The sequence below is a fragment of the Bacillus sp. SIMBA_154 genome (assembly GCF_046536015.1).
In the GTDB taxonomy this organism is placed as follows: Bacteria; Bacillota; Bacilli; order Bacillales; family Bacillaceae; genus Bacillus; species Bacillus pumilus_P.
In genome coordinates, this window is record NZ_JAWJBV010000006.1 from 68,545 (window position 1) to 80,653 (window position 12,109).

A 12,109-nucleotide genomic window follows, 5' to 3' on the forward strand; every position below is an offset into this window, starting at 1 on the left:
AAGGAGCGAGGAGCATGCCGGAATTACCAGAAGTTGAAACCGTCCGGCGCACTCTCAAGCGGTTAGTCAAAGGAAAAACGATTGAAACGGTCGATATCAAATGGCCAAACATCATCAAACGTCCTGGGGAACCGGAAGAGTTCGCAAGAAGGATGGTAGGAGAAACCATACAAACCATTGAAAGAAGAGGGAAGTTCTTACTCTTTCATTTAGACCACTACGTGATGGTCTCCCATTTAAGGATGGAAGGAAAATACCACGTACATGAAGCAGCTGAGCCTTATGATAAACACGTACACGTCGTCTTTACGTTTACAGATGGTACCGAGCTTCGGTACCATGATGTGCGGAAATTTGGCACAATGCATCTATTTCAGCCAGGTGAAGAGGAAAAAGAACTCCCGCTCTCACAGCTGGGATATGAACCTTTTTCTGAACAGTTCACTCCGGAGCATTTATGGGAGCAATTGAAAAAAACATCCCGCGTGGTCAAAACGGCGTTACTTGATCAAAAGATTGTCGTGGGACTTGGTAATATTTATGTGGATGAAGTCCTTTTTAAATCAGGCATTCATCCAGAAACAAAAGCAAATCAGCTAAGTCTGGAATCCTGCAAAGTGCTTCACAAGCATATTATCGACACACTTCAAGTGGCGGTAGATGCGGGAGGAAGCACGATTCGTTCATATATTAATTCACAAGGCGATATTGGAACATTTCAATTGCAGCTTCTTGTATATGACCGGCGGGGAGAGCCTTGCCAAACATGCGGAAGTATCATTGAGAAAACGGTTGTTGGAGGGCGCGGCACTCATTTTTGTGTGACCTGCCAAAAACGCCTTCAATAAAGGTTAGCCATCAGCATGCTTCCTTTTTGCTGTGCATACGATAAAAAACATTCGTTTTTCAGCAAGGTGTAGACTGACACACAGCCCACCTGCTCTTCATATAGTGAAGAAGAGTCTAGGACGCCTAGAGACTCTTGATCATCGTTGCATGAACAGAAAGGAAGAGTTCAGGTATGATTTCGATTTCGCTCCTGTTTTTAGCTATTGCAGTCAGCATCGACAGCTTTTCTGTGGGCTTTACGTATGGTCTTCGTAAAATGAGGATTCCATTTAAAGCCATTGTCATTATTGCATGCTGTTCAGGGATTGTGCTGCTCATTTCCATGCTGATTGGCAGCCTGCTGACGACATTCCTCCCTGTCTCAGTGACAGATAAACTTGGTGGAGGTATTTTGATTGCCATTGGACTTTGGGTATTGTATCAATTTTACAAACCAGCGAAAGAGCGTGACTTGCTCCTTCATGAAAAAACGTTGCTTAATGTAGAAGTGCAATCTCTTGGGCTTGTCATCCAAATTTTGCGAAAGCCTACAAGTGCAGATATTGACCGATCTGGGACGATCAATGGAATGGAAGCAGTGCTCCTTGGGATTGCTTTATCCATCGATGCATTTGGTGCAGGGATTGGCGCAGCGATTCTAGGGTTTTCTCCAATTGTGATGAGTATCACGGTAGCAGTGATGAGCTCACTCTTTGTGTGTATCGGGCTGCGTGCCGGACATTATTTGGCAAATTGGCGCTGGATTGATAAGCTCGCATGCCTACCAGGGCTGCTGCTTATTTTAATTGGGGTTTGGAAGCTGTAAAGGAGGAAATCAATTGACGCTCGTAATTGGATTAACTGGCGGGATTGCTAGTGGAAAAAGCACAGTCTCGCAGATGATAAAAGAGCTGGGCATCCGGGTGGTGGATGCAGATGTCATTGCAAAAGAAGCTGTTTCTAAAGGAACACCAGCCCTTCATCAAATCGTTCAAACCTTCGGTGAGGATGTCCTCCTGCCAAATGGTGAGCTGAACCGGCAGCAGCTAGGAGCGATCATTTTTTCTGATGAAGAGAAAAGAAAGCAGCTCAATGCCATCGTTCATCCAGAAGTCAGAAAGGAAATGCTCAAGCAGCGAGATGAAGGGATTAATCAGCAAGAAACATTCGTTGTGCTTGATATCCCGCTTTTATTCGAGAGTCAGCTGGAGAGCCTTGTTGACCGCATCATTGTGGTGTATACAACGCCTGAATTGCAGCTATCGCGGCTCATGAATCGAAACGCCCTTAGCGAGGAAGAAGCGCTGAATCGTATCCATTCCCAGCAGCCTCTTGAGGAGAAATGTCAAAAAGCAGACCGCGTGATAGAAAACACAAAAGATCTCGCTTTTATGAGAAAACAATTACAGAACATATTAAACGAATGGGAACATACAGATAAGTAAGAGTACATACACGTACTCTTCTTTTTTTTATGCTTTTTTCTTGTTTCCTTTGAAAAGAACAGCCCTTTTTATAAAATATACGTTTATATACTGGCAATTACATTCTAATGTGATATACTAATTTCATAAATAAATTATTGAGTATAACACATAATAGAGGAGTGACCTGTTCATGAAGGTAAAAGCAGCGATCAATGGGTTTGGCAGAATTGGACGCATGGTCTTCAGAAGAGCAATGCTTGATGATCAAATACAAATTGTAGCGGTTAACGCAAGCTATCCTGCCCAAACGCTAGCACATTTAATTAAATATGACACAAATCATGGACGTTACGAATGCGATGTGACAGCAGAAGATGACGCTTTGATTGTGAATGGAAAAAGAGTGCTTTTGCTCAATAACAGAGACCCAAAGCAGCTTCCATGGGGAGAGCTTGGGATTGATATCGTCATAGAAGCAACGGGTAAATTTAATTCAAAAGATCAAGCGATGGGCCATATAGATGCCGGAGCGAAAAAAGTCATTTTAACAGCTCCAGGTAAAAATGAAGACATCACGATTGTGATGGGTGTGAATGAGGATGATCTTGATCCTGAAAAGCATGTCATTATTTCAAACGCGTCTTGTACAACAAACTGTTTAGCGCCAGTTGTCAAGCTGTTAGATGATGAATTTGGCATCGAGAACGGCTTAATGACAACGGTTCATGCGTATACAAATGATCAAAAAAATATCGACAACCCGCATAAGGATCTGCGCCGGGCGAGAGCGTGTGCTCAGTCCATCATTCCAACAACGACGGGTGCCGCTAAAGCGCTTTCTTTAGTGCTTCCGCACATGAAAGGGAAATTACATGGACTTGCGCTTCGCGTGCCAGTCTCAAATGTGTCGATGGTTGATCTTGTGGTCGACTTGAAAAAAGATGTGACAGCAGAAGAGGTAAATGCTGCCTTCTCAAATGCATCAAAAACATCTCTTGCCGGCATTTTAGATTACACGGATGAACCGCTTGTCTCCACAGACTTTAACACAAATCCTTATTCAGCTGTCGTTGATGGACTCACAACGATGGTGATGGAAGATAGAAAAGTGAAAGTCCTTGCATGGTATGACAATGAATGGGGCTATTCATGCAGAGTGGTAGATCTTGTCAAGTATGTTGGCTCACAGATGAAAGAGCTGTCTGCTGTTTGAAATGAAGAAGACGAACGTCCCTTTTCAAGAAATGAGAGAAAATCCCACTAAAAACACAGCTTGCAAAATGGGTCTAAACAAAGTATACTATTTTTCGTGAACTTCTTGTTCGCAGACTCATTCGGGTATACTTAAAGGGTTAGGACCTCTTAGGACTAACTTTCCCCCGTGGTATATGTCCGGTCCGGCTGCTTAGAACTTCACTCTTTCATTCTTGTTTAAGGGGGGTCCATGATGGAAACAAGCGGACGTCACGTTATCTCCGAGCTATGGGGATGCGACTGTGATAAACTGAACGACATGGATTTTATTGAAAAAACGTTTGTAAATGCAGCTTTGAAATCAGGAGCTGAGGTAAGAGAGGTTGCTTTTCACAAATTTGCACCTCAAGGAGTAAGTGGAGTTGTCATTATTTCTGAATCTCATCTGACAATTCACAGCTTTCCTGAACATGGTTATGCGAGCATAGATGTCTATACTTGCGGCGACCTAGATCCGAATATCGCAGCAGATCATATCGGAAATGAACTAGGTGCTGAAACAAGAGAGAACATCGAAATTCCTCGAGGCATGGGACCTGTACAAGTGAAACAGGCACAAGCCAAAGCACTGTAAACATAAAAAAGATTGCAATGGGAGCTGGCCAAAAGCATTGAATGCCTTTGTGTTATGCTCCTTTTTATATTGTTTCATATACAACATCCAACATTCCCAAACTTGTCTATACTTTTGTTCTAGGAAAACAAAGGTTTTTTTTATAAAATAAAGAAGAGGCGTAAAGGTAAAGGGGATATGTGTATGACTTTAGGACAAAAGTTCAAACGATTGATTTCAAACCATACGGAAACATCTGACCATCATCCGGTGTCAGAGCTGAAAAGCCGTTACTACAAATCGACAAATGCAAAAGTTTTTCAAGCGGTGGAAGCCCTTCTTTCCCGAAACGATTCCTATCAAGTGACATCTGTTTCAGCAGAACGAGGTGAAATCAGCGCAAACATACGAATGCCGAAAAAAGCCTTTCTCGTGGCGACTGTCATTTCAATTCGTCCTTTTGAAACAGCTGTCGATTTTAACGTGACAACAGAAACGGCCCTGCCAACAGATTTTGGCTACAGTCAAAAGACCGTTTTGTCCCTTTATGAAGAACTAGACAAACAACTTCCAAGAATAGATCGGAGCTGATGAAATGAAATGTCCGACATGTCAGCACCTTGGCACAAGGGTGCTTGATTCAAGACCAGTAGATGAAGGGAAATCCATTCGTCGTAGAAGAGAGTGCGAAAGCTGCCAATATCGCTTTACGACGTTTGAAAAATTAGAAGAATTACCGCTTATTGTAGTGAAAAAAGAAGGTATACGAGAAGAATTCAGCCGGGAAAAGATGCTGAGAGGACTCATCAAAGCGTGTGAAAAGCGTCCTGTCGCTTTAAAACAGCTGGAAGATGTTTGCTTTAACATCGAAAAAGAATTGCGTAATCAAGGCATGTCAGAAGTAAAAAGTGAGCTTGTTGGTGAAATGGTGATGGACGAGCTGGCGAAAATTGATGAAGTGTCTTACGTCAGGTTTGCTTCGGTTTACCGGCAGTTTAAAGACATCAATGTATTTATTGACGAATTAAAAGATTTATTAAAGAAAGAACGCTAAAAAAGAGCTGAAGATTCTTCATGCTCTTTTTCCTGCGTAAAGCGTAAAACGCAAAAAGAGTGTACAATGGAAACAATCGTATTCAGGGGGAGGATCAGCAAATGACAGAGCATTGGAAGGAAGTGCTAGCCGTCGATCCGTATGTCGTCAAAAGCGCTTCATTGCTCGGTGACATCGATAGACAGCTCATCACTCTTTTATATCAGCCGCTAATTGGCATGTCCGCTTTCAGCTTATACATGACGCTGTGGGGAGAGCTGGAACAAAATCGTATGTGGGGAAAGCCCGCACCTCATCGGCAGCTCATGGTCATGCTGCAAACGAATTTAAATGATATTTTTGAGGAACGTTTAAAACTTGAAGCGATCGGATTACTCCGCACATATGAACAGGAAACGGAAGAGGGCAGACTGTTTACATATGAGCTCGTGCCGCCGCTAAGGCCTGATGAGTTTTTCCAAGACGGTATGCTGAATGTCCTTTTGTACCATCGTGTAGAAAAAGCAAAATATATGCAGCTTCGTGATTATTTTTCTTATCCAGGTGTTCCTGCAGAAGCGAAGAACATTTCACGTTCGTTTGAAGAAGTCTTTCACGTATTGCAGCCAGGCGAACGCAAGATGACAGAAGAAATCAATCAGGCATCATCGCTTGATCAGGGCTATGAATATGTGACAGTTGGATCCAGTCAGCCGGCACCGCTCTCAGACGAATCCTTTGATTTTGATCTGTTGTTAGCGGGCATGTCTGACATGATGATTCCAAGAAAGGCTTTGACAAAGCAGGTGAAAGAGACGATTAAGAAGTTAGCTGTTGTATACGGAATCACCCCGCTGCAAATGCAAAATATTGTAGCCGGCGCCTGCGGTTCGGATCAAATGATCTCAACAGAAGAGCTAAGAAAAGCAGCAAGAGACTGGTATCAAATTGAATACAGAGGCGAACAGCCGAAACTGATTGATCAAAAACAGCCAAGACATTTACGTCACGATGCCTCAAAGCCGCCATCGGCAGTTACACCTGATGCCAAATTGATTGAAAAGCTAGATCATATTTCGCCCAGGGAGCTTCTAAAAGATATGGCAGATGGCATTGAGCCAACGTATGCTGACTTAAGAATTGTCGAAGATATCATGCTCGAGCAGCAGCTAGAGCCAGGTGTCATGAACGTTCTAATCTACTATACACTGCTGAAAACAGATATGAAGCTGTCCAAAACGTATATGCAAAAAATCGCTGCCCATTGGGTGAGAAAGAAAATTAAAACCGTTGAGGCGGCCATGAAAATGGCAAAAGAAGAGAACAGGCAAATGACTGAGTGGGCGCAGCAGAAAAAGCAGCGAAGCCCATATGGATCAGGAAAAGTCGTCCGCGAGGAGAAACTGCCTGACTGGATGAAAGAAACTGAAACGAAAGAACAGCCGGCAAAAGAACAAGCGGACAGTCTGTCTACAGAGGATCTTGAACGAGAAAAAGAAAAACTGTTAGATCAGTTTAAAAATATGAAAAAATACAATGCACATTAATGTGAGGTGAGATGGAGATGAAACCGATCGGTCGTTCATTTGAACAGCTAAAAGGACGAGTAGATTTTCGCGTGAGATACAATCAGATTAAAGAAAGTGTGTTAGCTGATGAAGATGTAAAAGCCTTTTTAAAGGAGCATCAAGAAGAGATACAAGAAGACATGATCAATCGCAGCTTGAATCGGCTCTTTGAATATGTGCAGCAATCGAAAGGCTGCTCTTACTGCTTAGAGGAAGAGAACGTAAATGCCATTTTAGATGGGTATCATCCGAAGCTTGTGATCAAAGGACAGAGTATTGATATTGAATATTCCCCTTGTCCAGTAAAGCTGCGTCTCGATAGACAGAAAAAACAGCAAGAGCTCATGAAAAGCATGTACATTCCGCAGAATGTTCTTCAAGCGACGTTCGCTGATCTGAACGTCACAGGAAGACAAGAGGTCATCCAAAAAGTAGGTCAATTCCTGCAAAGCTATGATGAGACTGGTAAGGGGAAAGGCTTGTATTTACACGGGAAATTTGGGGTAGGCAAAACGTTTATTCTAGCAGCGATTGCGCAGCAGCTAGCGGAAAAAGAATACCCATCTCTCCTTGTATACGTGCCTGAATTTGTGAGAGAGTTAAAAAATTCTTTAGCCGATCATACACTGGAAGAGAAGCTGAATATGGTCAAATCAACACCTATCTTAATGCTTGATGATATTGGGGCAGAGTCGATGACAAGCTGGGTACGAGATGAACTGCTAGGAACGATCTTACAATATCGTATGGCTGAACAGCTGCCAACTTTCTTCTCTTCTAATTTCTCACCGAGTGAACTAAAGCATCATTTTACGTACTCACAGCGCGGAGAAAAAGAAGAGGTCAAAGCAGCTCGTTTAATGGAACGGATTGTCTATTTAGCAGAGCCAGTCGTACTTGAAGGAGAAAATCGCCGTCATTTATAAAAGCGTACATCACATGAAGGAGGAGCGGATGAGATGAACAAAAGAAAATGGCTGCTTTTTCTCGTGATTGGCATTCTCGTTGCTACGCTATGGTGGCTGAATAAACAGCATCTTCAGCTGGCACCGAAAGATGTGAAGAATTGGATACTTCAATTTGGGATGCTGGCTCCCTTTGTTTTTCTTTTCTTATCACTTTTTCGCCCGTTTGTTCTTGTTCCTCTCACGGTCTTTTCGCTGGCAGCAGGTTTGGCATTCGGCAGTGTACTTGGGACCGTTTATGCCCTCGTCGGTGCTACCGCTGGCGCAACAGGCTCTTTTTGGCTTGCTTCAACCTTCCGTTCAAAGCAGAATGAAACAAATGCAAGCAGCCGGAAGCTGAAAGCGGTGACGTCCCGTATTCAGGAGCATGGGTTTCTGTATATTTTGTTATTGCGTATTGCACCTATTCATTTTGATTTTGTCAGCTATGCGGCAGCAGCTTCACATGCTCAATATCGTGCGTTTGCTGCAGCGACCTTTTTAGGCTTAATACCGGGTACGGTTGCGTTAAATGTCCTCGGGTCAAGCTTTGTTAGCGGCAATTATGCCGCTTTAGCGATTGTTTGTTTGATTTATTTGATCTTTATCTCTGTACCATTCATTTTAAAAAGAAAGATGCCTGATTTATTTTAGGCGTCTATTTTTTATGTTCTCCCCATATATATGTAACAGATGTCGTTAGGGGGGACAAACATGCTTGAAATAATCTTTGAAGATGAATATGATACCGCTGCTTTTTTACATCTTGCTGAACACTTGGACAGTCGGCATCACATGTCAATTCAACAAGGGAAAGACCGGCTTCTCATAGAGGCGAAGGAATCAAAAGAAGCACTTGAGCACATCGTGCGGCCATTACTGGTTCACTTTTTTTTGGAATGCAAAGAAAACGAGCGCATGCGCAGCATCCTTGAAAACACATACTTATTTAAAGATCCCGAAGAGCAGCACCAAATTCTTTCAATCGCCCATAGCATCATGAAAGGGGATATAGATGATATTCCCGGGATTCATCAGGACCCATCAAGGGAAGCCCTGTTAAAAAAGGAGCTTGAGACGATCTCTTTACAGCAAGGTATCTTTTCAATTGGTTCATTTATGACCTTTAGGCTGTCAGAGTATGACAGGAGGCTGAAGAATTATGTTGAAGTATCCATTGAAGAATACAAAATGGAACAAGAATATCAAAACTTTATTCAATCACTTCGAGACTATGTGATGGCAAGAAAGCCCAAGCTTGAAAAAGTACATGTTGTGCATCAGGACCGACTGGTGATTTGGGAATTTCGCTACGCTTCTGAGCGTGATCAAAAACAATACATAGACAGACAGTTTGTAAGAGAACATCCAATGTATATTGATTCGCAGCTGATTGCACCGCTTGTTTCCATTGCTCCGCAAAAGATTAACCTGTTTACAAATGACACAGGTCACTCGATGGTGCAAACCATTCAAAATATTTTTCAAGAAAGGGTCGAGGTGTTCCCGCCTCATTCGTTTGATGAACAAAATGTTCAATTTGTTCATGATCATTTGGTAAAGAAAAGTGAAAAGCTTTCTTGATTTTCACGAAAAAACGTTTTATAATACGGTGTAACTTCATACAGAGACCGTATTGATAAGGACATGAACAAATGAACACCCGCTTATAGAGAGGGAAGCCACGGCTGAAAGCTTCCTAGCAGAGGACCATTTGCTTTACCACCTTTGAACATCAGCTGTGAACTTGTTTAGTAATAGCTGACGGGAATTCCCGTTATCGAACCACAAGCCGTATTTGCTTATGAAAAAGCAAGCTGCAAATACGGGAAAAAGGGTGGAACCACGATTCCGTTTATTCAACCTCGTCCCTTTCCAGGGGGCGGGGTTTTTATATTGCCAAAAAAAGGAGTGACCAGAGATGTCAGAACAAATTCAACTTACATTTCCAGATGGAGCAGTCAAGGAGTTTGACAAAACAGCCACAACAGAAGACATCGCGGCATCAATTAGCCCGGGCCTAAAGAAAAAAGCGCTTGCCGGTAAATTGAACGGCAAAGAAATAGATCTGCGTACGCCGCTTTTAGAAAGTGGAACAATCGAGATCATCACAGATAAAAGTGATGAAGCACTTGATATTATGCGCCACAGCACAGCGCATTTACTAGCGCAGGCGATTAAACGTATTTACGGAAAAGAGCATCATGTCCAGTTTGGTGTAGGTCCTGTGATCGAAAATGGGTTCTACTACGATGTGGACATTGATGTTGCCATCACACCTGAAGACTTACCAAAGATTGAAAAAGAAATGAAAAAAATCATTAATAGCAATCTGCCGATTGAGCGCATTGAAGTATCAAGAGAAGAAGCGAAAAAACGCTTTGAAGCGATTGATGATGAATTGAAGCTTGAGCTGTTAGAGGCGATTCCAGAAGGCGAAGCTGTCACCATTTATGAGCAGGGTGAATTCTTTGACTTATGCCGCGGAATTCACTTACCGTCTACAGGGAAAATCAAAGAGTTCAAGCTGCTTAGCCTTGCAGGTGCATACTGGAGAGGCGACAGTAACAATCAAATGCTTCAGCGTATATATGGAACAGCTTTCTTTAACAAAGAAGATTTAAATGAGCACTTACGTCTGCTCGAAGAAGCAAAAGAACGTGATCACCGTAAACTAGGAAAAGAGCTGAAACTGTTTGCGAATTCTCAAAAGGTAGGTCAAGGTCTTCCGCTTTGGCTGCCAAAAGGCGCAACGATCCGCCGCGTGATTGAGCGTTACATTGTCGATAAAGAAGTGCGTCTTGGCTATGAGCATGTGTACACACCAGTTCTTGCGAATGTCGAATTGTATAAAACATCAGGCCACTGGGCGCATTATCAAGAAGATATGTTCCCAGTCATGGAAATGGATAACGAAGATCTTGTCCTTCGTCCTATGAACTGCCCGCACCATATGATGATTTACAAAAATGAACCGCATAGCTATCGTGAATTGCCAATTCGTATTGCAGAGCTTGGTACAATGCACCGCTATGAAATGTCAGGCGCCCTATCTGGTCTGCAGCGTGTTCGCGGCATGACATTAAACGATGCACATATCTTTGTGCGTCCAGATCAAATCAAAGACGAGTTCATCCGTACAGTTCGCTTAATTGAAGAAGTGTATCAAGATTTCGGCTTAAATGATTACACATTCCGCTTATCTTACCGTGATCCAGAGGATACAGAGAAGTATTTCGACGATGATGCGATGTGGAATAAAGCGCAGTCGATGCTGAAGGATGCAATGGACGAGCTTGGTCATGACTACTATGAAGCAGAAGGTGAAGCGGCATTTTATGGACCGAAGCTTGACGTACAAGTGAAGACAGCTCTTGGAAAAGAAGAGACGTTGTCCACTGTACAGCTTGATTTCTTACTTCCAGAGCGCTTCGATCTCACATATATCGGAGAAGATGGAAAGCACCATCGTCCAGTCGTTATTCATAGAGGGGTCGTCTCCACAATGGAGCGCTTCGTTGCCTTCTTAATTGAAGAATACAAAGGAGCTCTTCCAACATGGCTGGCACCTGTACAATTCCAAGTCATCCCGGTTTCACCATCTGTTCATCTAGACTATGCGAAAAAAGTGCAAGAACGCTTGCAGCTTGAAGGCTTACGTGTAGAGCTTGATAGCCGTGATGAGAAAATTGGGTACAAAATTAGAGAAGCGCAAATGCAAAAGATTCCGTACATGCTTGTCGGTGGGGATCAAGAAGCAGAAAATGGCGCTGTCAATGTAAGAAAATATGGTGAACAAGATTCAGAAACAATGGATCTTGAAGCTTTTGTGAAACATGCAGTAGCAGAAGCGAAAAAATAATCCTTTTATTTAAGCGGTCAGTGATCTCTTTCCTTGAGATCGCTGGCTTTTTTCTTATGAAAAAAATTTTCCACTGGTGATCCAGATGCTTGAATAATACGTTTAGATAGTGCAAAAGTATGGGTAAGTATGTACTGTTGGTTAGAGACAATGGGGGAATGAAAGCGATGATTCAAACAACAAACACTGTATCATCACAAGTATTGGAGTAATCAGCTGTTCTTCGTGCATTGGAGCACTCATTTGCCATGATTGAATTTGATGTCACAGGTGAGGTGCTATGGGTGAACGATATTTTTGCAAAAGCTTTGAGGTATTCTAAGGAAGAGATGGTTGGTCTAAAGCATAGACAGTTTTGTCCTCCGCATATTGCAGAACACGCAAGCTATCAAATGTTTTGGAAGCGTTTGAAGGAGGGGCAAATCTTTCAGGAAAATGTGCAGCGGATCACGAAGCACGGTGCCAACATTGATCGAACGAGGACGACAATCGTAGAACGCACTGTTAAAGAATACATTCATTATTATAACAACATTCGTATTCAAACGAAACTAAACCAATCACCGATAAACTATCGGCAATTGGCTGTATAAAGGTGTTTTGATCCCTGTCTCAAAAACGGGGGCTAGTCCCAGAAGAA

General features: G+C 42.6%; 13 protein-coding genes and 1 other annotated feature. All 13 genes read left to right on the forward strand.

Annotation, left to right across the window (positions count from 1 at the left end; genetic code table 11):
- Positions 1-14: 14 nt before the first annotated feature.
- The 13 genes from mutM to R0K30_RS10815 all read left to right on the forward strand — a co-directional run bounded on the left by mutM (position 15) and on the right by R0K30_RS10815 (position 12,062).
- On the forward strand, positions 15-848 hold the full coding sequence (gene mutM, locus R0K30_RS10755; RefSeq protein ID WP_410610648.1) for a DNA-formamidopyrimidine glycosylase: 834 nt from the start codon (positions 15-17) through the stop codon (positions 846-848).
- Positions 849-1,021: 173 nt separating this feature from the next.
- The gene (gene ytaF / locus R0K30_RS10760) at positions 1,022-1,654 is read left to right on the forward strand and encodes a sporulation membrane protein YtaF (RefSeq protein WP_099726905.1); all 633 of its coding nucleotides are present in this window, start codon (positions 1,022-1,024) and stop codon (positions 1,652-1,654) included.
- 13 nt (positions 1,655-1,667) lie between these two features.
- Positions 1,668-2,273 carry a dephospho-CoA kinase gene (gene coaE, locus R0K30_RS10765; RefSeq protein ID WP_230031029.1) on the forward strand — a complete coding sequence of 202 codons (606 nt, stop codon included), beginning with the start codon at positions 1,668-1,670 and terminating at the stop codon, positions 2,271-2,273.
- A gap of 172 nt (positions 2,274-2,445) precedes the next feature.
- A complete protein-coding gene (locus tag R0K30_RS10770) occupies positions 2,446-3,468 on the forward strand; it encodes a glyceraldehyde-3-phosphate dehydrogenase (RefSeq protein WP_410610651.1) in 1,023 nt (340 codons plus the stop codon).
- Between the two features lie 234 nt (positions 3,469-3,702).
- Complete coding sequence (speD, locus tag R0K30_RS10775; protein WP_410610653.1) at positions 3,703-4,083, forward strand: adenosylmethionine decarboxylase; 381 nt, start codon at positions 3,703-3,705, stop codon at positions 4,081-4,083.
- A 183-nt stretch (positions 4,084-4,266) separates the two neighbouring features.
- Positions 4,267-4,653, forward strand: coding sequence for a cytosolic protein (locus R0K30_RS10780; RefSeq protein WP_099726908.1), 387 nt, complete (start codon positions 4,267-4,269; stop codon positions 4,651-4,653).
- A gap of 4 nt (positions 4,654-4,657) precedes the next feature.
- A complete protein-coding gene (gene nrdR, locus R0K30_RS10785; protein ID WP_003216720.1) occupies positions 4,658-5,116 on the forward strand; it encodes a transcriptional regulator NrdR in 459 nt (152 codons plus the stop codon).
- A 101-nt stretch (positions 5,117-5,217) separates the two neighbouring features.
- The gene (gene dnaB / locus R0K30_RS10790) at positions 5,218-6,642 is read left to right on the forward strand and encodes a replicative helicase loading/DNA remodeling protein DnaB (RefSeq protein ID WP_410610656.1); all 1,425 of its coding nucleotides are present in this window, start codon (positions 5,218-5,220) and stop codon (positions 6,640-6,642) included.
- Between the two features lie 17 nt (positions 6,643-6,659).
- Positions 6,660-7,589: a primosomal protein DnaI gene (dnaI, locus tag R0K30_RS10795; protein ID WP_230031027.1), complete on the forward strand. Its 930-nt coding sequence runs from the start codon at positions 6,660-6,662 to the stop codon at positions 7,587-7,589.
- Positions 7,590-7,622: 33 nt separating this feature from the next.
- The gene (locus R0K30_RS10800) at positions 7,623-8,261 is read left to right on the forward strand and encodes a TVP38/TMEM64 family protein (protein ID WP_230031026.1); all 639 of its coding nucleotides are present in this window, start codon (positions 7,623-7,625) and stop codon (positions 8,259-8,261) included.
- A 60-nt stretch (positions 8,262-8,321) separates the two neighbouring features.
- Positions 8,322-9,191, forward strand: coding sequence for a putative sporulation protein YtxC (gene ytxC, locus R0K30_RS10805; RefSeq protein WP_256498895.1), 870 nt, complete (start codon positions 8,322-8,324; stop codon positions 9,189-9,191).
- A gap of 43 nt (positions 9,192-9,234) precedes the next feature.
- Positions 9,235-9,483: a binding site (T-box leader), on the forward strand.
- A gap of 45 nt (positions 9,484-9,528) precedes the next feature.
- Positions 9,529-11,469 carry a threonine--tRNA ligase gene (thrS, locus tag R0K30_RS10810; protein ID WP_410610659.1) on the forward strand — a complete coding sequence of 647 codons (1,941 nt, stop codon included), beginning with the start codon at positions 9,529-9,531 and terminating at the stop codon, positions 11,467-11,469.
- Positions 11,470-11,717: 248 nt separating this feature from the next.
- A complete protein-coding gene (locus tag R0K30_RS10815; RefSeq protein ID WP_370461124.1) occupies positions 11,718-12,062 on the forward strand; it encodes an IS3 family transposase in 345 nt (114 codons plus the stop codon).
- Positions 12,063-12,109: the final 47 nt, after the last annotated feature.